The following is a 19378-nucleotide window of genomic DNA, read 5'->3' as shown; positions in this document are numbered from 1 at the left end:
ATTCAAACGCAGCGCGACGAATTCGGGTTCCGTCGAGTCCGTTGATGGATTCGGCGCTTGCGAAGCGTCACAATCGCGATCAGCCGTACGTGTCGCGCGGTCCCCGACCGGATACGTGACGGGGACCTTTCCGCCACGACGGCGCCTGCGGTCCGACGATCCGCAGGCTCTTGACCACGCCGTGTCCGATGGCGGCGGCGATCTTCGCGATGATCTGCCCCTGCATGTATCGCAGCTGCGTCGCCCACGCCGTCGACTCCGCACGAATGTGCAGGACACCGTCGGCCATGCGTTCCGGCGTCGCGTGCGACGCGATGTCCTCGCCAACGATCGTCGGCCACATGCCGAACACCGTGCCTTCGGCGACCTTCGGCTCCCAGCCTCGTGACTTCGCGATCTTGCCGGTGAGCCTGCCGAGCGGTTGGGGATCGCGTGAGTCCGGTCCGGCACCTGACCAGGAACGACGTGACCGGTCGCCGGAACGACGCGGGCGCATCGGCGCAGATCGCCCCATGCCGACCGATTTGCCTGCAGCCTTCGCCTCAGCGCGCGCGTCTTCAAGTGCCTTGCGCGCCATCTCGTACCCGCTGCGCCCGGCGAGCGGATCGTCCTCAGTCATTCCGACGGCACCTCCCCGCTCGGCTCGTCCACCAGTGAATCGTTCCTCATCGAATCGTCGTCGACGACCAACGAATGACGCGGTCCGTCGTCGTCGGACACCCCGATCGTGACCCGTCTGCCACCGACCGACGCCGGGATGTCGTCCGCGACGGCGGCTGTGACCAGCAGTTGTTCGGTGCCCGCGGTGAACTCGGCGAGCTTCTCGCGGCGTCGGACGTCGAGTTCGGCGAACACGTCGTCGAGCATGATCACCGGGTCCACTCCATCGTCGCGGAGCAGTTCCACGCTGGCCAGCCGCAGTGCGAGGGCGAACGACCACGACTCCCCGTGGCTGGCGAATCCCTTCGCCGGTTCGTCACCGAGGACCAGTTCGACGTCGTCCCGATGCGGACCCACCAGGCACAGGCCCCGGTCTATCTCCTTCGAGCGCATCTGCACCAGGCGGTCGGCGAGCACGTCACGGATGTGCGGAATCGCCTCGTCGCCGCCGTCGGAGGCGTCGACTTCGAGCCCGGCAGCGGATCTATAGGCGATGGTCGCCGGTCGCGAGTGCGGTGCGATCGACGCGTATCCGCCGGTCACATGGGGTGCGATCTGTCGGACGACGGCCAATCGCGCCGCCGTGACCTGTGCTCCGAGCTCGGCGAGGTGACCGTCCCAGACGTCGAGAGTGCTCAACACCGAATCGGTCTCGCCGCGACGCATCGCTGCGCCCGCGGTCTTCAACAACGCCGATCGTTGACGGAGGACACGGTCGTAGTCTGCCTTGGCGCCCGCGGCGATCGGCCGGAGTTGCGCCACGAGTTCGTCGACGAATCGGCGCCGCTCCCCCGGATCCCCCCGCACCAACGACAGGTCCTCCGGCGCGAACAACACGGTCCGCAGAATCCCGAGGACTTCCCGTGTACGCCGTACCGGACGTGTGTTGATCGTCGCCTTGTTCGCGCCTGACGCCGCGATCGTCAGGTCGACGGTCAGTTCACGACCGTCGTTCTCGACGGTCGCCGACACTTTCGCAGCATCACATCCCGATCTGACCAGCGGCGCATCAGCCGACACTCGGTGTGATCGGAGTGTCGAGACGTAGAACAGCGACTCGAGCAGATTCGTCTTTCCGAATCCGTTTCGACCGACGAACACCGTCGTCTCCGGAGCAAGAGTGAACTCCGCTGCCGGCCACGACCGATAGTCGCGCAGACTCAGTTCCCGGACGAACACCGGTGATCCATAATCCTCAGTGCTTGGACGTCTCGCCCACGCTGGCGCCCGAACCGTCACGCATGGCGTGTCCACCGAACTGGTTGCGCAGTGCCGACACCGCTTTCAGAGCCGGCGACGTCTCCTGACGCGACGCGAAGCGCGCGAAGAGTGCAGCGGAGATGACGTTCGCGGGGACCGAATGGCGGATCGCCTCTTCGACGGTCCAGCGGCCTTCACCGGAGTCGGTGGTGTAGTCGGAGATCTCGGACAGGCCCGGATCCTCGTCGAGTGCACGAACCAGCAGGTCCAGGAGCCACGAACGGACGACTGTGCCCTGTGTCCAGGCGCGGAGCGTGCCGGTGACGTCTTCGATGAGCGGCTCCGCGTCGAGGAGCTCGTATCCCTCGGCGTAGGCGTGCATCAGGCCGTACTCGATGCCGTTGTGCACCATCTTTGCGTAGTGACCTGCACCGACGGGTCCGACGTGCACGAAGCCGTTCTCCCGCGGCCCCTCAGGACGCAGCGCGTCGAAGATCGGCATGACCTTCGCGACGTCGTCCTTGCTGCCGCCGACCATCAGTGCGTAGCCGTTGTCGCGTCCCCACACACCGCCGGAGACGCCGCAGTCGAGGTAACCGATCCCCTTCACGGCGAGGAGTTCGGCGTGCGGCTGGTCGTCGGTGAAACGCGAGTTGCCACCGTCGATCACCACGTCGCCGGGCTCGAGCAGGCCTGCGAGCTCGGTGACCGAGTTACGCGTCACCTCTCCGTGCGGGACCATCAACCACACGACGCGGGGCGCCTCGAGCGCTTCGACGAGACCGGCGAGGTCGGCGACGTCGGAGACTTCCGGACGGGGGTCGTAGCCGACCACGTCGTGGCCTGCGGCCTTGACGCGGGCCCGCATGTTGTCACCCATTTTGCCGAGGCCGACAAGTCCGAGCTGCATGGTGAGATCCTCTTTCAGGCGTGGTGAGTGTGCAGGTCAGCCCGGCAGGCGGACCGGCATGAGCAGGTAGCTGAACTCGCTGTCCGGGGCCGCATACAGACCCGACTCGTCCGCGGAAGGATCGTCGCCCGACGCGGGCCGCAGCACTGCGGGACGCACGGCGGCGCGACGCTGTCCGCTGCCGTCCGGCTCAGGGTTGGTGAATCCGAACTCGACGATCGAGGAGCCGATGGCTGCGAGGCCGTCGAGCAGGTACGTCGGGTTGAACGCGATGATGATCGGCTCGCCGTAGAACGAGACGGGCAACTCTTCTTCGGCCTTGCCGGCTTCGTCGCCGCCTGCGGTCAACATGACCGCGTCACGACTGAAGTCCATCCGGACCTGCGCGCCGCGCTCGGCGACCAGCGCCACACGCTTGATGGCCTCGATCAGCGGGGCGCTCTCGACGGTGGCGACCGACGTGTGGCCTGCCGGGAACAGCTGACGAAACTTCGGGAACTCGGCGTCGAGGAGTCGAGTGGTGGTCTTCTTCGCGTTGTTCGTGATGCCGAGGATGCCGTCGGAGCCGATCGCGTGGACCGAGCCGAAAGCGAGCTCGACACTTCCCGTCGCATCCGAGCCGGCCGACTTGGCCGCTTCGGACAGCGTCTTCGCCGGGACCAGCGCAGCACCGGACGCACCGGATTCCGCTGGGGCCCACTGCAGTTCGCGGACCGCGAGGCGGAACCTGTCGGTGGCCGCGAGGACGACCTTGTCGCCCTCGATCTCGACACGAACACCCGTGAGCATCGGCAGCGTGTCGTCGCGGCCTGCGGCGACAGCCACCTGCGAGACGGCTTCGGCGAACAACTCTGCCGGGACGGTTCCCGTGGTCTCCGGTACGTCCGGCAGATCCGGGTAATCCTCTACGGGCATCGTCGGAAGCGAGAACTTGGAGCTGCCGCACGAGATCGCGACCCGGCTCCCGTCGATGGTCACATCGACGGGCTTGTGCGGGAGCGCTTTGGTGATGTCGGCGAGCAATCTGCCCGAGACCAGCGACTTTCCGGATTCGGCGACCTCAGCGGAGATCGTCTGTGTTGCCGAGACCTCGTAGTCGAAGCCGGACACACGCAGGCCGTCGTCGCCCGCGGTCAGGACCACACAGCCGAGAACCGGCACGGGCGGACGAGACGGCAGGCTCCTGGCGACCCACGCGACGGCGTCGGCGAACTCGTCACGCACGACACGAAACTTCATCAGCGGTGATTGCCCTTCTGCTGGTTCGGCCCTGGAGCACGGATGTGCGAAGCCCGGTGGCACGTCAAGTGCCGCGATGAATCCCACTTTAGAGCGACCACCGTGGGTGGTCGCAACACCCGTGGGATTTGGGGCACCCCGGCGACGGGTCGGGAGTCGGTGGAGCTGTGCATCCACACTCCTACTTTTAAAGGAAGATCTCTAGAAAGAAATTCTAAGTAGTAGTAGGGCCTGTGAAATCTGTGGACAACCGTCGTAATCGCAGGTCATGCGGTGCCTAGCCGTGTGGAACCGGAAAGGACGGCGCCTGTGGACAAATCTGTGCCCCTGTGGACGCCGATATTTATCCACAGTGTGCACAACTCCTGTGCACAACTTTCCGGCCATTGGTCACCAAGTTGTCCACAGGGTGTCGGCGAAGCGCACCTGGGGTTTTGTAGGAGCGACACGCCGGTGACGACACACGGGAACACGTGCCGGGACGACTGGCGACAACTCTGGTGGGTCACTTGAGGGTCAACGGTTCGCGCGCTGCTTCACACGCGCGGTGAGTTCCTGGACGTGGTCATAGACCTTCGGCCGCTCGGGCATCTCCTTGTTGATCTTCTTGACCGCGTGCATGACGGTCGTGTGATCGCGGTCGAACGCCTCGCCGATCTTCGGCAACGACAGATCGGTGAGCTCACGGCACAGATACATGGCGATCTGTCTGGCCTGGGTCACGTTGCGGACCTTGCTGGGCCCGCGCAGATCCTCGATCGAGATGTCGAAATACTCCGCGGAGATCGCGAGAATGCTGGCGGCGCTGATCTCGATCGACCCGTCGTCGGGCATGAGCGCCTTGAGAACCACTTCGGCCAGAGAACGGTCGAGTTCGGCGTTCTGCAGCGATGCGAACGCCGTCACCCTGATCAGGGCGCCTTCGAGTTCGCGGATGTTGCGTTCGATCTTCGAGGCGATGAGCTCGAGTACGTCGTCCGGCGCTGCAAGCTTGTCCATCTGCGCCTTCTTGCGAAGGATCGCGATCCGCGTCTCGAGATCCGGCGGCTGGACGTCGGTGATCAGGCCCCACTCGAATCGGGTGCGGAGTCGGTCTTCGAGCGTGGCCAACTGCTTCGGCGGACGGTCCGACGACACCACGATCTGCTTGTTCGCGTTGTGCAGCGTGTTGAACGTGTGGAAGAACTCCTCCTGGATGCCCTCGCGACCCTCCAGGAACTGGATGTCGTCGATGAGCAGCATGTCGATGTCGCGGTAGCGCCGCTTGAACACGGCACGACGGTCGTCACGCAGCGAGTTGATGAAATCGTTCGTGAACTCTTCGGTCGACACGTACTTCACGCGCATGCCCGGGTACAGCCGCTGAGCGTAGTGACCTGCCGCATGAAGAAGGTGGGTCTTGCCCAGACCGGACTCACCCCAGATGAACAGGGGGTTGTACGCCCGAGCCGGGTTCTCGGCGACGGCCACCGCGGATGCATGCGCGAAGCGGTTCGACGCGCCGATGACAAAAGTGTCAAAGGTGTACCGCGGATGCAGCGAAGTGGTGCTGCTCTCCGCGGGCGTAGCGACGTCGCGATCAGAGAAGTAGGTGGTCCACTCACGAGGCCCGGGATGTGGGCCTTGAGTCGGTTGATCGTCGTAATTGAGCGACGCGAACTGACCTGACGGTGTGGCATCAGTCACTGGTGTTACTGGTGTGACGGGAGAGGTTGTCCCCATGGTCTCCACAGGCGCCGGCGCGACCTCTTGCGGTTCGGCGACGCGGACCGCGATATCCACAGTCTGGTCGAGATGACGGTTCAAGGTGGCGCGGATCAGGTCGCGCAGATCGCGCTCGATCTGCTCCTGAACAAGTGGTGTCGGGACGGCGAGCAGTGCAAAGCCCTCGGTCATCGTCAACGGCTGAACCAACGACAGCCAGGCCTTTTGCATGCGCGAAAGCGGCTGCGCACCTTGGGGTCCCGTTCCATCGGTCAGTTCAGCGACGACCTTGCCCCACACATCGTTGAACGATTCCCGATCGCTCGGCATCCCTCGCCCCCTCACTGGTTTGTCCACAGGCACAGGGTTAAAGCGTGCCATGAACGCCGACGCCGATGCGAACTTCTCCACACAGTTGTCCACATCTGTGGACAAACCTGTGAACAAATCCCAAGGCTGTAATTCCATGGGGACGGATCGAGCCTGGTGGGGAGCGGTTTGATTCGGGAGGCGGCTCTGAGTAGTCTCGGAGGGTCGCCCAAGCACGCTTGCTGGTCATTCCTTGTGGGATGAGACCGCGCAGGTGGGCATGGGCCGAGGACCACCTGCAGTTTCGACCCGAGGAGTACCCAGTGGCTAAGGGGAAGCGTACTTTCCAGCCCAACAACCGTCGTCGCGCTCGTGTGCACGGTTTCCGTCTGCGCATGCGTACCCGCGCCGGCCGCGCCATCGTGAACGGCCGTCGTTCCAAGGGCCGCGCCAAGCTGACCGCCTGATTCGGCGCGCCTCCGATCGCGCTGATCGGTGACTGCCGACTCCAGGCGGATCTCCACGAGATCCGACTTCACCCGCACACTGGGTTCCGGTGTGCGGGTTTCGGCGCGTGATCTGGTGATTCATCTCGCGCCTGTCGGCGCCCAGTGGCCGGACTCCACCGGTCTGCGGGCCGATGTCGCGCTTCACGGTGGGCCCTGGCTCGGGCTGATCGTCTCGAAGAAGGTCGGCAACGCCGTCGTCCGTCATCGCGTCGCTCGGCGTCTTCGGCACGCCTTCGCCCAGATCCGTCCTGAGCTCGAGAACCCGGAGACATTTGTCGTCCTCCGTGCGTTCCCGTCGATCGCGACCCGGTCGACCGATGAACTCGCTGCTCAACTCCGGGCTGGATTCGCCCACCCGAAGGCGCAGAAGGCGTTCGCGCGGGCAGGTTCTTCCTCATGACGTTCTTTCGCAGTCTGTACTCGCTCCCTCGACGGTCGCTGATCTTCGTGGTCGAGCTGTACCGGACTTGGATCTCTCCCACTCGCATGCCCACGTGTCGGTTCGAGCCGACGTGCAGTGGCTACGCAGTTGAAGCCTTGACCAAGCACGGATTCCTTTGGGGTTCAGTGCTGTCGGTCTGGCGACTGCTCAAATGCGGACCTTGGCACAAGCCCGGTTACGACCCGGTGCCGGAGAACGGTCCCCTCCACGCTTTCCACCAGCGACGCCGCGGCGTCGTCATCAGATAGGGGTCATTGAGCCGTGCTCAACTTCATCTACTACCCGGTGTCCTGGATCATGTGGGTCTGGCACTGGCTGTTCGACCACCTGACACCGAACACTCCCGGCGGCGACGGCGTCGCATGGGCGCTGTCGGTGGTCTTCCTGGTCTTCTCGCTCCGTGCGATCCTGTACAAGCCGTTCGTCAAGCAGATCCGCACGACGAAGCAGATGCAGGAAATCAACCCGCAGATGCAGGCGATTCGCAAGAAGTACGCCAACGACCGGGTCAAGATGACCGAGGAGATGCAGAAGCTCCAGAAGGAGCACGGCTTCAACCCGCTCCTCGGCTGCCTCCCGATGTTCATGCAGATCCCCGTGTTCATCGGTCTGTTCCACGTCCTCCGCTCGTTCAACCGCATGGGCGCCGGAACCGCGATGCCGTTCGGTGCACCGAGCCACGCTATGACCGCTGAGGAGACCCGCTCGATCGGGAACTATGCGTTCAGCCCCGATCAGGTCGCGAACTTCCTTGATGCTCGCCTGTTCGGTGTTCCGTTGTCGTCGTACATCACCGAGCCGGTGGAGCAGTTCAAGGCGTTCGTCGAACCCGGCGGCGCCATCGACTTCACACGCTGGCAGATCGCCTTTGTCGTCGTTCCGCTGATGATCGTCGCCTCGATCGCGACGCACATGAACTCCCGCGCCTCGGTCGCACGTCAGACAGCTGAGGCTGCCGACAACCCGCAGACGCGCATCATGAACAAGCTCGCGCTGTACGTCTTCCCGCTGGGCATCCTCGTGACCGGTCCGTTCTTCCCCGTCGCCATCCTCATCTACTGGGTGAGCAACAACCTCTGGACCTACGCCCAGCAGCACATCGTGTTCGGCCGTATGGCGAAAGAAGAGGAAGAGGCCAAGCTCGCCAAGGAAGAGCGCAACAAGGCCAACGCCCCGAAGCCCGGTGCAAAGCCCGGTGCCAAGACGAAGCATGTCGTCGACGAGACAGTCGAGGTCGAGAAGAAGACCGATCTCACGAAGAAGACGGAGACCGTCGTCGACGAGGCGCCGAAGAAGCCTGCTCCCGGCCAGCGCCCCGCGAACAAGCCCGGCGGCGCCAAGCAGGCCGGCAACAAGCGCAACAAGAAGAACAAGCAGGGCCGCAAGCGCTGAGCCGCTTCGCCCCACCAGAACTTTTTCGTCAAGACAGATAGAGGTACAACCATGACTGGAGACGCTGTGCAGGCGCCCGTCGAGCCCGATGTGGACGTCGAGGAGGTCGACGAAGAAGACCGTTTGGTCGAAGAAGGCGAGATCGCGGGCGACTACCTCGAGCAGCTGCTCGACGTGCTCGACTTCGACGGCGACATCGATCTCGACGTCGACGGTGATCGTGCGATCGTCAGCATCGACGGAGGCAAGGATCTGTCGAAGTTGGTCGGTCGCGATGGCGAAGTGCTGGACGCACTTCAGGAGCTGACCCGTCTCGCGGTGCAGCAGGCGACGGGCGACCGCAGCCGACTGATGCTCGACGTCGGTCGCTGGCGGGCCGACCGTCGTGATCGTCTTGCCCGACTGGGCACCGAGGTCGCCGAGCGCGTGCGGGACGGTGACGCCGGTGGTCGTGAGTCGCTCGATCCGATGACCCCGTTTGAACGGAAGATCGTTCACGATGCCGTGGCCGCCGTCGATGGTGTCTACAGTGAGAGTGAAGGGGCGGAGCCGAAGCGGCGCGTCGTCGTCATCAAGGAGTGATCCACTCCCCTCCCCCATGAGTATTGAGAAGTCCCGGCCACCCGGCCGGGACTTCTCTCGTTTCACAGGGGAGAATGACATGCATGTGATTCACCGTGTTTCACGTGAAACGCGGAAGTAGCGAACGGGGACAGATGACAGACGAACAAGCGGCGATCGACTGTGAGCCGACACCGGCGAGCGCGACTGAGGTCTTCGGTGACCGACTCGATCTGGCCGAGGGCTACGCTCGAATACTCACGGAAGAAGGTGTCCTTCGTGGGCTGATCGGACCGAGTGAAGTGTCGCGGCTGTGGACCCGACACATCCTGAACTGCGGTGTGCTCGGAGAGGCGATCGACGATGGTTCGACGGTGTTCGACATCGGATCGGGCGCGGGATTGCCGGGCATTCCCCTTGCCATCGCGAAACGTCACGTGTCGATTACTTTGATCGAGCCGCTCCTTCGTCGAACGACATTCTTGGATGAAGTGGTTGCGGAGCTCGGGCTCGACAATGTGACGGTCGTCCGCGGTCGTGCAGAAGAGAAGGCGATCGTGTCCACGGTCGGCACAGCAGACATCGTGACGTCTCGAGCAGTCGCTCCCCTTGCTCGTCTCGCCGGTTGGTCGGCGCCGTTGATCAAGGTCGGCGGCAGTCTGGTGGCATTGAAGGGTCGCTCGGTCGCGGACGAGATCGAACGAGATCGTGACGCAGTTCGAAAGGCTGGGCTCGCTGATCTGAGGGTGTCTCAATGCGGAGTAGATGTACTGGACGAACCGACGACTCTACTCACCGGAACAAGGGTGGAGCTCGCGAGTGACATCGCTGCTGCACGCCGAGCCGCGCGTCGTGCGAAGCGGAAGCGATAGAGAATTGGTGTCCTTTCGACGCAGGGCGCACAATGGAAGCAACGACAAAAGGAGCTCCGGGGTGCCCCACTACGAACCCTCTGTTTCACGTGAAACGCCGTCCGTTCCCCAGGCGCAGCCGTATGGGGATACTCCGATCGCCGCTGCTGCCGAGCGCGCCAGTCAGGTGCTGACCCCCGGTGGCACCGGTACCCTCCCCCGTCCGGCACGTCCGCGGATCATGACCGTTGCGAATCAGAAGGGCGGCGTCGGCAAGACCACGTCGGCCGTGAACCTCGCCGCAGGCCTCGCGATCCACGGACTCGGTGTACTTGTGATCGACCTCGATCCGCAGGGCAACGCCAGCACTGCCCTAGGCATCGATCATCGTCAGCCTGGCATCGCCTCGGTGTACGAGATGCTGCTCGACGACGTGTCGCTGCGCGACGCCATTCAGCGTTCTCCCGCCAACGAACGGCTCTACTGTGTCCCGTCCACCTTGGACCTTGCGGGTGCAGAGATCGAGCTGGTGTCCGTGGTCGCTCGTGAGAGTCGACTCCGCAACGCGTTGGATCACGACGTGTTGGCTGAGCTCGGCATCGACTACGTCCTGATCGATTGCCCTCCGTCGCTCGGTCTGTTGACTGTGAACGCGATGGTGGCGGCACGGGAAGTCCTGATTCCGATCCAGTGCGAGTACTACGCGTTGGAAGGAGTCGGCCAGTTGCTCCGGAACATCGAACTCGTCCAGGCGCACCTCAACAAGGAACTGCACGTCTCGACGATCCTTCTCACGATGTACGACGGACGCACCAAGCTGGCCGATCAGGTGGCCGCTGAAGTCCGCGGACACTTCGGTGACAAGGTGCTGTCGACGATCATCCCCCGGAGCGTGAAGGTGTCGGAAGCTCCGGGCTTCGGGATGACGATCATCGAGTACGACCCGGGTTCACGTGGATCAATGAGTTACTTGGACGCGTCCCGCGAACTCGCACAGCGCGCAGCGGTCGAAGGAGGTCTGGCGTAATGGCACAGCAGCGTGACGCGCAGCGTCGTGGCGGGCTCGGACGTGGGCTGGCCGCACTGATTCCGACTGGACCGACTGAAGAGGGCCACGGGACGAACACCACCCGGATGGGTGCAGCGGCCGCTGACGTGGTTATCGGTGGCGGGTCCGGTGTGGTTCCGCGTCCGGGTTCGGCAGTGTCTACGGATCCGTTTGCGGACACATCTGCGACTGCGGCGGACAGTGACGATCTGGGTGCCGTCTACCGTGAGATCCCGCCGTCGCAGATCCAGCCGAATCCCCATCAGCCGCGAACTGTGTTCGACGAAGAGGCGTTGGCGGAGCTTGAGCATTCGATCCGAGAGTTCGGCCTGATGCAGCCGATCGTGGTGCGGGAGCTCCCCTCCCCCACCGCAGCGGGTGTCAAGTATCAGCTCATCATGGGCGAGCGTCGGTGGCGTGCAGGCACCAGCGTAGGCCTCGAGGCCATTCCGGCTATCGTTCGGCAGACACCTGACGGCGACATGCTGCGCGACGCGCTCTTGGAGAACATCCATCGTGCCCAGCTGAATCCTTTGGAAGAGGCGGCCGCGTATCAGCAGCTGCTCGAAGAGTTCGACGTGACGCACGAAGAACTGGCCAATCGGCTCGGACGTTCACGTCCAGTGATCACGAACATGATCCGTCTGCTGAAGCTCCCGATTCCGGTTCAGCGTCGGGTCGCGGCGGGCGTTCTGTCGGCAGGTCATGCTCGCGCCCTTCTCTCGTTGGAGACGGGCGCCGACGCTCAGGAGGCGCTGGCTGCCCGCATTGTCGCCGAGGGGTTGTCCGTTCGTGCGACCGAGGAGGCGGTGACTCTCGCCAATCACGACGGTGCGGTTCCTACAGCCACGCCGCGCAAGCGTCAGCAGATGCAGATGCCTGGTCTTCAAGACGTCGCCGATCGGTTGTCGGACCGTCTCGACACCAAGGTGACGGTGAGCCTGAGCAAGCGGAAGGGAAAGGTCGTCATCGAGTTCGGTTCCGTTGATGATCTGGAACGCATTGTCACCGTGATTGCGGAGAACACAGACTCCCAGTAGATGACCGAAATACCCGTTTTACCAACGGTGGTGCGGGTGCACTAGTCCAAAACGTCACAGTGACAGGACTTCTAGAATATGCGGGATTGGAGCAGCGATGAGCGTGTCAGTGACGCCTCTGGAACTCGAGATGTTCCATTCGTTGCCGGCGCATACACGCCGTTGCGTGTTCTGGGAGATGGTTCAGGGCGACGGCGAGACGCTAGATCCTTCCGCATCCGTTTCACGTGAAACGCTGGAGAGCGAGTTCGACAAAGAAGCGTGGATCTCGGGACTGCTCCTGGAATGGGGTACGTGCGGTCAAGTGGCGGTCGAGTCGACGACGGGGAATGTCGTCGGCACGGCACTGTATGCTCCCCCGAATCGTGTGCCGCGGGCTCGACGGTTCCCCACCGGACCCGTCGGATCCGATGCCGTTCTGCTGACCACCGTGCGCGTGGAGCCGGGGTTCGATGACGCGCTACACACTCTGGTTGACGCCGTCGTGAGCGATGTCGTACGACGCGGTGTCCGAGCGATTGAGGCGTTCGGTTTCAGTGGAGATCGTGAGCCCCTTGAGCAGGATCTCGTCGGCCTGATGCTGGGCAGTGGTATGGCATCGGATACTTGCCAACTCTGTCTGATGCCGACGTCATTCTTGCTTGACGCGGGATTCGAGGTCGTGGCGCCCGATCTGTATCTCCCGCGCTTGCGGCTTGAGCTCGACGAAGGCCTCGGCTGGAAGTCAGCAGTCGAACGCGCCCTTGAGAAGCTTGTTCTTGAGGCCGACATCAGCCTGTCGGCCCCATCGCCCCTCCCCTCCCCCGTCTGCTGATCTGTACGCGACCGCCCTCGATCGGCGAGTGTTTCACGTGAATCAAGCGGCGCTGCATTGCTCCAGTAGAAGTCAAGCACCGTTCCGACAGGGTTCATCGGCAATCGAGCCGTCGTGAAGACAGGCGTATTGACCGGGTGCGCCACTTCTTCTGCTAGTTCTACGGGTGCCGCACTTCCTGTTTGTCGCGCGCGCGTCGCCTCCAGCTCGTAGGGCGCGCGTTGCCCTTCTGCCTGCTGAACCGCCGTCTTCCGAGCGCTGTTGTTGTGGGACGCTTCGACTCGCTTCGCTCGCTCAACGAGCAGAGATGCGACGCTCGGCCAACAAGCAGGAGAGGGAACAGCAACGAACAGATACGAAAACGGCCCGGCTGAAATCAGCCGGGCCGTTGTTTCACGGGAAACAAGATGAACTACATCGGTGTGATTCGCTCTGCCTCGAGGAGGTCGGCAAAGGTGTACGTGCCTGTCGGGCGATCGTTCTCGCCAAGAAGGTAGAGACGCTTCACCGCGACGAGAACAGCCTCGGCGATCGTGTCGCGCGCAGAGGCGTCAGACAGGATCGCAGCGTCGTGCGGATTGGTGATGTATCCAGCCTCCACGAGGACGACAGGCATGCGCGTGAGTCGGAGGATGTTCCACGTGCGCTCGTGGGTGCGGCAGTCGAGGAAGTCTGTGCGCGCAACGAGCTCGCGCTGAATGTAGCTCGCCAGGTTGCGGCCGATGGTCGAGAACGAGCCGTGGGTGTTTCCGAAGTAAAACGTCGCGACGCCGTTGGCATGGTCGTTGGCGTAGTGGCCGGCACGAAGCGAGATCATCAGGTCGACATCGGCGAGATTGGCGACGCGGGCGCGCTCATCGTCATCGGGTGAGGACTTGCCGTCGTGCGACAGGAAGGTCTCCATACCCGCAGCCGACATGCGACCTTCCAGACGCGATGCGAGGTCCCACAGGATCGCTGCGTCCGAGTCATCGGTGGCGCCCGGGTCGATCAGGATTCGCTTACCGGTGAGCTGGGGACCCGAGCGTCGCACGTGCTCCTCTTCCCGGATGGCATGTGGGGAACCGCCGGTGATGCGGGTGCCGAGACGATTGAGAGAGCGAAGTGTCTCGGGGCCGCAGATGCCATCGGAGGAGAGGCCGTACTCGGTTTGGTACAGGCCGACGGAGTTGTGGGTGACATCGCCGAAGACTCCGTCGACCAGCCCGTGGTAGTAGCCGAGATTCTGCAATCGCGACTGGAGGGTTGCGACGTCGTCGCCCGTCATAGGGGCCGAGAGACGGTACAGCAGGACTCGACTGCCCAATGTGTACGACGCTTCCCTGAGTGCGTTGTACGTGGCGTGTCCGACGATGCCGTCGACGATGAGTCCACGCTCTTGCTGGAACGCACGGACTGCCCGATCACAGGCGGCGTCGAACACAGCCTCTGGTGGCGACCACGGGCTTCGCTCGTTGCTCGGCGCTGCTGTCGGGGCGGCGGGGAGCAGTCCCCGTGATGCCAAGATCGCCCTGACTTCGGCTACTGCCGAGCCATGGTCGCCCAGACGCAATACCGGCATGGAGAACCCCACTTCTCTCTCGCAAAAGGGTGACGGCCGCCGATCTTGTGCAGATCGGCGGCCGTCACTGCACCGCTCTATTCTCTCAGGTCTCCGGTGGTGCCGACAAATGAAGTCGGCTATTGAGACCCGATGGTCACTCGAGGACGGGGGCGAGCTCCCGCAGGATCGCAGCCTTCGGCTTGGCGCCCTGAATGGTCTTGGTGGGCTTGCCGTTCTCGAACAGAATCATGGTCGGGATCGACATGATCTGGAAGTCGCGGGCGACTCCGGGGTTGGCGTCGATGTCGATCTTGGCGACGGTGATCTTCTCGCCGTTGTCACGGGCGATCTCATCGAGGACGGGAGCGACCATCTTGCAGGGTCCGCACCAGGTGGCCCAGAAGTCGACGAGGACGGGCTTGTTCGATTCCAGAACGTCGGACGCGAACGTGGCGTCGGTGACATCAACGGTGTGAACTGCCATGGGAGTGCTCCTTAGTTATTCAGTGGTGGACTGTCAGGCGTGCTCGGCGAGCCAGCGCTCAGCGTCGATGGCGGCCGAGCAGCCGCTGCCGGCGGCGGTGATCGCCTGGCGGTAGGTGTGGTCGACGAGGTCGCCGCAGGCGAACACGCCGGGGATGTTGGTGTACGTGGAACGGCCGTCGACCTTCACGTAACCATCGTCGTCGAGGTCGACCTGGCCGCGGACGAGTTCGCTCCGGGGATCGTGACCGATGGCGACGAACATTCCGGTGGCGGCCAGGGTACGAGTCTCGCCGGTGACGGTGTCGACCAGCTCGAGCTCGGACACCGAGCCGTCGCCTTTGACCGCGGAGACGGCAGTGTTCGTGACAAACTCGATCTTGTCGTTCTCGCGTGCGCGCTCAAGCATGATCTTCGACGAGCGAAACTCCTCGCGACGGTGGATCAGGCTGACCTTGCGTGCGAACTTGGTGAGGAACGTGGCCTCCTCCATGGCGGAGTCGCCTCCGCCGACCACCACGATGTCCTGCTCCTTGAAGAAGAAGCCGTCACACGTTGCACACGACGAGACTCCGCGGCCGAGCAGCTCTTGCTCCCCGGGGACTCCGAGGTAGCGTGCGGCAGCACCCATCGCGAGGATCACTGCGCGTGCGCGGTACACCTCTCCCCCGACCTCGACCTCTTTGATGTCGCCCTCAAGGCGCATGGTGTCGACCTCTTCGATGCGAAGGTCGGCGCCGAAGCGGATAGCCTGCTCCCGCATCTCATCCATGAGCTCGGGCCCCTGGATGCCCTTCTGGAAACCGGGGAAGTTCTCGACCTCGGTGGTGGTCATCAGAGCGCCGCCGAACGACACGCCCTCGAAGACGACGGGCGACAGCTCAGCGCGTGCCGCGTAGATCGCAGCCGTGTAGCCGGCGGGTCCCGAACCCACGATGATCAGTTCGTGGATCTGGTTGTCGGTGTCGCTCATCTATCCTCCGTGTCGCGTTTGTAGAGCGCGTGCTTTTCGCGCGGCTCAACGTTCAACACAAGGATATGGGCTGATGTTCCCGGCGGGCCGGGGTGCTCGTGGTTCAGCTGTCGGTCAGGCTCGCGATGGTCTGGCGAATCCGGGCCCGGACATCGTCGGGTACGGGGATCTCCTCATCCCTCAGAGAGCGAAGGTCGGCGACCGTCGCGTCGACCGCGGTGGTGATCTCCGTGTTGTCGGTCGGTTCGGAGTCGGAGACGTCCAGTGGTCGTCGTACCGCTCCGTTGTGCTCCATCAGAATCTGTCCGCCCGCCGTCACGTTGATTGTTCGGTCCCTTCAACAGTTAGACGCATGTATCCGGACTTCGGTTCCATTTCGGATCGGGTCGGGCGTGTCGCCCGGCGTCGTCATTCATCGTCGCGCAGGTGACCCAGCACCAGGGCGAGCTTCTTGCGGGCCCGGTTGCACCGGCTCTTCACCGTGCCTTCGGGCACGCCCAGCAATCGTGACGCTTCGCAGACGCTGTGCCCGTACACGTCGACGAGCACGATCACCGCGCGCTGTTCGGCAGGGAGGACGTCTAGGGCCCGGCCGATCGACACGGACAAGTCGATGTCGGCGTTGTGGTCCTGGGGATCGATGAGAGTCTCGTCGTCTTCGAACAACAGGGAGGCACTGTGGTGCTTGACGCGTCGCAGTCGATCGAGCGACGCGTTCAGGACGATGCGGTGCATCCAGCTCGACACGCTGCAGTCGTTGCGGAAACTGTCAGCCCGAGTGTGGATCGACAGCAACGCCTCCTGCAGTGCGTCTGACGCGTCGTCGTGGTTTCCCGTGGTGCGCAATGCGACGGCCCACAGCTTGTTCTGATGGCGTGCGATCAGTTCGTGGAATGCCGAGGCCTCGCCGCGGGCGTGGTCCTGTACCAACTGGTAGTCGCTGCGCGAATCGATCGTCCCCCGAGTCATGCGAATGAGACTAGGCAGGTCGACAGTCCGATTTAGCGGTTTCTAGGTAGTTGTGGATAACACGCGGATTCTTCTGCATGTTTGGGTCGAATCTGTGGACAACCCGGTCGCGGGTTCACAACGTGGTGGTCGCTCCAGGATGGCGACTACTCCATATCGGTATTCTCGACCCATGACCGAAGACCAGCCGTTGGCGACATGGACTGCTGCCCGATCGGCGGGGATGGTCGCTGTACCCGGTCGGCTTGAGTTGACAAAGACGCACATCGTGTTCGAGCCGAAGGGCAAGCGGGCGCAGGGCGCGCGCTTCGCTGTCCAGCATCGATACGCGTCGGCGATCGGGACGGCGCCGGGCACGGGCAAGTTCTGGAGTGGTGGCAAGCAGGATCGCTTGTGCGTGACGCTGAGCGACGGGTCCGAAGTTCTGTTCGTGGTGCCGGACGCGGAGGCGGTGGCCGACAGGATCCGCACGCAATGGATCACGAAGGCGTGAAGATCCGTTCGTAGGTGGATGTGAACATGTCGGTCATCACGGCATGGATCGCTTCCACTTCGAAGAGCTCCGGTCCCATCTCGGGGGTGATCGGATCGGTGACGGCCATCTGCCATTCGACGAGCAATTGAGTGAGTGCACCGACGAGCCCGATCGCAGCCATGCGTTGGTGCGAGGTCGGAGCATCGTCGCCGACGGCTATGCCGACGATGAGTGACGCCCATTCGTGAATCGCCGTCAGTCGGAGCTTCTCCAGTTCTGGACTCACTCCGACGACTTCGATCATCATGATCCGAGCGCGTCTGGGGTCGTCGGCCAGACACCGGATCATGGCTCCGAGGGATTCGGTGGTGACGCGCGGGATCAGCTCGGGCGGTATCGCTCCCCCACTGATGCCCGCCTCGGTGAAGACGCTCGCCGCAGCAGCGACTGTCGCGTGACGGGCCGTGTCAACACACCTCGAGTACACTTCGGCCAGCAGAGCCGCGCGATCGGGGAACGACTCGTAGAAGTACCGCTGGGTGAGTCCGGCGTCGTCACAGATCCGCTTCACGGAGACGTTCGGATATCCCTGCGTCCCGAACAGCTCCAGCCCGGCCCCGATCAGGGACTCTCGACGTTGAACGAGTCGATCCTCGGCTGTCATCCCACCGTACGTGCGTCCCCCGACAGTGCTGCTCATCGTGCCAATCATATTCCACAGTGGACCGGGCAGAACTGACTCGTTATCGTTCCACAAATGTGGAGTTCCCTGCCCGAGGCGATGCGCGAACCGACAGTGCTCGCGATCCCGTTCTTCGCGCTGATGCTGGGCCTCGAATTGTTCGCAGCCGCCAAGCTGTCCGACGTCGACGACGACGGCAGGCCCGGCAAGGGAGCGTACGCGGCAGCGGACACCAAGGCATCCCTGGTGATGGGTCTGGTGTCGATAGGCACGTCGGCTCTCGGCAAGATCGTCGCGTTGGCCGTCTACACGGCGCTGTTCGCCTACGTCGCACCATGGCAGCTGCCGATCACGGGTTGGTACACGTGGGTGATCGGGTTCGTCGCCGTCGACTTGCTCTACTACTGGCAGCATCGGATCGCACATCGGGTGCGCCTGGTCTGGGCGACGCACCAGGCGCATCACTCCAGTGAGTACTACAACTTCGCGACCGCACTGCGGCAGAAATGGAATCCGACGATGAGCCTGATCATCTGGCTTCCGCTCCCCGCGCTCGGCATTCCGCCCGCGGTGGTGTTCGGGACGTACGCGGTGAACCTGATCTACCAGTTCTGGGTGCACACCGAGCACATCGATCGCATGTGGAGGCCGTTCGAGTACGTCATGAACACCCCGTCGCACCACCGCGTGCATCACGGCAGCGACGCCGAGTACCTCGACCGCAACTACGGAGGGGTGTTCATCATCTTCGATCGGTGGTTCGGATCGTTCCAACCGGAACTCCACCGTCCCCACTACGGACTCACCAAGCCGGTTGACACCTACAACGTCTGGACTCTGCAGACCTACGAATACGCCGCGATCGCGCGCGACGTCCGGTCGGCCCCGACCCTGCGCGACAAGCTCGGATACGTCTTCGGACCACCGGGATGGGCGCCGACTGCGACGTCGTCCTAGTCTCGGCTCAGTAAGCGGGAGCAGCCGGCCAGACCCCGGACGCGCCTCGGCGGTGCGAGTCGACGAGATGTGTGTCGACAATGCCGACAGCTTCCATCAGTGCGTACATGGTTGTCGGACCGACGAACCGAAAACCCTTCTTGCGCAAAGCTTTCGACATACTCGCCGATTCATCGGACGTGGTCGGGACCTCGCTCATCCGAATCGGGCACGGCGTCTCCGCAGGCTTGAACGACCACAGGAAGGCTTCGAGCCCTCCCTCGTCGCGCAGGCCGACGGTGGCCCGCGCGTTACCGATGGTGGCCTCGATCTTGGCCCGATTGCGGACGATCCGAGCATCCGACATCAGCGATTCGACGACGTCGGGCCCGAAGGCTGCGACCGTGTCGACGTCGAAGTCGGCGAACACTTCGCGGAACGCGGGACGTTTGCGGAGGATCGTCGCCCATGACAGTCCTGCCTGAAATCCCTCCAGCGACAGCCGCTCGAAGTAGGCGTTCTCCCCGACCACCGGGAGGCCCCACTCGGTGTCGTAGTAATCGCGCATCATGCCGGGCACTGCGCCCCACGGGGTGCGGAACAGCCCGTCGTCGCAGAGAACCGCGCCGTCGTCCATC

At 63.5% G+C, this 19378-nt stretch carries 23 protein-coding genes; 11 read left to right on the top strand and 12 right to left on the bottom strand.

Annotated elements, in window-relative coordinates; translation table 11 throughout:
- Nucleotides 1-79: 79 nt before the first annotated feature.
- From WFK36_RS13045 to dnaA, 5 genes are all read right to left on the bottom strand, one after another.
- Complete coding sequence (locus WFK36_RS13045) at nt 80-619, bottom strand: DUF721 family protein (protein WP_008381455.1); 540 nt, start codon at nt 617-619, stop codon at nt 80-82.
- Nucleotides 616-1839: a DNA replication/repair protein RecF gene (recF, locus tag WFK36_RS13040; protein WP_336792180.1), complete on the bottom strand. Its 1224-nt coding sequence runs from the start codon at nt 1837-1839 to the stop codon at nt 616-618. Before recF ends, WFK36_RS13045 begins: the two co-directional genes overlap by 4 nt.
- A 16-nt stretch (nt 1840-1855) precedes the next feature.
- On the bottom strand, nt 1856-2770 hold the full coding sequence (gnd, locus tag WFK36_RS13035; RefSeq protein WP_008381453.1) for a phosphogluconate dehydrogenase (NAD(+)-dependent, decarboxylating): 915 nt from the start codon (nt 2768-2770) through the stop codon (nt 1856-1858).
- Between the two features lie 36 nt (nt 2771-2806).
- Nucleotides 2807-4009, bottom strand: a complete 1203-nt coding sequence (gene dnaN, locus WFK36_RS13030) for a DNA polymerase III subunit beta (RefSeq protein WP_336792178.1) — start codon at nt 4007-4009, stop codon at nt 2807-2809.
- Between the two features lie 516 nt (nt 4010-4525).
- Complete coding sequence (dnaA, locus tag WFK36_RS13025; RefSeq protein ID WP_008381451.1) at nt 4526-6043, bottom strand: chromosomal replication initiator protein DnaA; 1518 nt, start codon at nt 6041-6043, stop codon at nt 4526-4528.
- Nucleotides 6044-6345: 302 nt separating this feature from the next.
- Here dnaA and rpmH point away from each other — a divergent pair, with 302 nt between their 5' ends.
- The 9 genes from rpmH to WFK36_RS12980 all read left to right on the top strand — a co-directional run bounded on the left by rpmH (nt 6346) and on the right by WFK36_RS12980 (nt 12679).
- Nucleotides 6346-6489 carry a 50S ribosomal protein L34 gene (gene rpmH / locus WFK36_RS13020; protein ID WP_006337454.1) on the top strand — a complete coding sequence of 48 codons (144 nt, stop codon included), beginning with the start codon at nt 6346-6348 and terminating at the stop codon, nt 6487-6489.
- Nucleotides 6490-6517: 28 nt separating this feature from the next.
- Nucleotides 6518-6931, top strand: coding sequence for a ribonuclease P protein component (rnpA, locus tag WFK36_RS13015; protein WP_008381450.1), 414 nt, complete (start codon nt 6518-6520; stop codon nt 6929-6931).
- A complete protein-coding gene (gene yidD / locus WFK36_RS13010) occupies nt 6928-7221 on the top strand; it encodes a membrane protein insertion efficiency factor YidD (RefSeq protein ID WP_205330111.1) in 294 nt (97 codons plus the stop codon). The genes rnpA and yidD overlap by 4 nt, the downstream gene beginning before the upstream one ends.
- A 13-nt stretch (nt 7222-7234) precedes the next feature.
- The gene (gene yidC / locus WFK36_RS13005) at nt 7235-8365 is read left to right on the top strand and encodes a membrane protein insertase YidC (RefSeq protein ID WP_008381448.1); all 1131 of its coding nucleotides are present in this window, start codon (nt 7235-7237) and stop codon (nt 8363-8365) included.
- 51 nt (nt 8366-8416) lie between these two features.
- On the top strand, nt 8417-8947 hold the full coding sequence (locus tag WFK36_RS13000) for a Jag family protein (protein WP_008381447.1): 531 nt from the start codon (nt 8417-8419) through the stop codon (nt 8945-8947).
- A gap of 134 nt (nt 8948-9081) precedes the next feature.
- The gene (rsmG, locus tag WFK36_RS12995) at nt 9082-9798 is read left to right on the top strand and encodes a 16S rRNA (guanine(527)-N(7))-methyltransferase RsmG (RefSeq protein WP_336792171.1); all 717 of its coding nucleotides are present in this window, start codon (nt 9082-9084) and stop codon (nt 9796-9798) included.
- A gap of 61 nt (nt 9799-9859) precedes the next feature.
- Complete coding sequence (locus WFK36_RS12990) at nt 9860-10804, top strand: ParA family protein (protein ID WP_008381445.1); 945 nt, start codon at nt 9860-9862, stop codon at nt 10802-10804.
- On the top strand, nt 10804-11865 hold the full coding sequence (locus WFK36_RS12985; RefSeq protein ID WP_336792168.1) for a ParB/RepB/Spo0J family partition protein: 1062 nt from the start codon (nt 10804-10806) through the stop codon (nt 11863-11865). Before WFK36_RS12990 ends, WFK36_RS12985 begins: the two co-directional genes overlap by 1 nt.
- 97 nt (nt 11866-11962) lie before the next feature.
- Nucleotides 11963-12679 (top strand): hypothetical protein, encoded by a 717-nt coding sequence (locus WFK36_RS12980; protein WP_336792166.1) that lies wholly within the window; start codon nt 11963-11965, stop codon nt 12677-12679.
- Nucleotides 12680-13091: 412 nt separating this feature from the next.
- On the opposite strand, the gene WFK36_RS12975 is transcribed toward WFK36_RS12980, so the two are convergent.
- From WFK36_RS12975 to sigM, 5 genes are all read right to left on the bottom strand, one after another.
- Nucleotides 13092-14240, bottom strand: a complete 1149-nt coding sequence (locus tag WFK36_RS12975; protein WP_336792164.1) for an N-acetylmuramoyl-L-alanine amidase — start codon at nt 14238-14240, stop codon at nt 13092-13094.
- Nucleotides 14241-14376: 136 nt separating this feature from the next.
- Nucleotides 14377-14706 carry a thioredoxin gene (trxA, locus tag WFK36_RS12970; protein WP_008381440.1) on the bottom strand — a complete coding sequence of 110 codons (330 nt, stop codon included), beginning with the start codon at nt 14704-14706 and terminating at the stop codon, nt 14377-14379.
- 33 nt (nt 14707-14739) lie between these two features.
- A complete protein-coding gene (gene trxB / locus WFK36_RS12965) occupies nt 14740-15678 on the bottom strand; it encodes a thioredoxin-disulfide reductase (RefSeq protein WP_008381438.1) in 939 nt (312 codons plus the stop codon).
- 103 nt (nt 15679-15781) lie between these two features.
- Nucleotides 15782-15973, bottom strand: a complete 192-nt coding sequence (locus WFK36_RS12960; RefSeq protein ID WP_336792161.1) for a hypothetical protein — start codon at nt 15971-15973, stop codon at nt 15782-15784.
- Nucleotides 15974-16086: 113 nt separating this feature from the next.
- A complete protein-coding gene (gene sigM, locus WFK36_RS12955) occupies nt 16087-16647 on the bottom strand; it encodes an RNA polymerase sigma factor SigM (protein ID WP_008381435.1) in 561 nt (186 codons plus the stop codon).
- A gap of 172 nt (nt 16648-16819) precedes the next feature.
- On the opposite strand from sigM, the gene WFK36_RS12950 reads away from it, so the two are divergent.
- The gene (locus tag WFK36_RS12950; protein ID WP_336792160.1) at nt 16820-17140 is read left to right on the top strand and encodes a hypothetical protein; all 321 of its coding nucleotides are present in this window, start codon (nt 16820-16822) and stop codon (nt 17138-17140) included.
- Here WFK36_RS12950 and WFK36_RS12945 read toward each other — a convergent pair.
- Nucleotides 17127-17822 (bottom strand): TetR/AcrR family transcriptional regulator, encoded by a 696-nt coding sequence (locus tag WFK36_RS12945; protein ID WP_336792158.1) that lies wholly within the window; start codon nt 17820-17822, stop codon nt 17127-17129. The genes WFK36_RS12950 and WFK36_RS12945 overlap by 14 nt on opposite strands.
- Nucleotides 17823-17879: 57 nt before the next feature.
- Between WFK36_RS12945 and WFK36_RS12940 the strand changes: the two genes are divergently transcribed.
- Nucleotides 17880-18761, top strand: coding sequence for a sterol desaturase family protein (locus WFK36_RS12940; protein WP_336792156.1), 882 nt, complete (start codon nt 17880-17882; stop codon nt 18759-18761).
- A gap of 7 nt (nt 18762-18768) precedes the next feature.
- On the opposite strand, the gene WFK36_RS12935 is transcribed toward WFK36_RS12940, so the two are convergent.
- The gene (locus WFK36_RS12935; RefSeq protein ID WP_336792154.1) at nt 18769-19377 is read right to left on the bottom strand and encodes a DNA-3-methyladenine glycosylase I; all 609 of its coding nucleotides are present in this window, start codon (nt 19375-19377) and stop codon (nt 18769-18771) included.
- Nucleotide 19378 lies beyond the last annotated feature (1 nt).

Origin of the sequence: Gordonia malaquae (assembly GCF_037148075.1) — a bacterium.
GTDB classification, from domain to species: Bacteria; Actinomycetota; Actinomycetes; order Mycobacteriales; family Mycobacteriaceae; genus Gordonia; species Gordonia malaquae.
The sequence above is the reverse complement of the archived record's forward strand: the minus strand, read 5'-3'. Positions and strand labels throughout refer to the sequence as shown.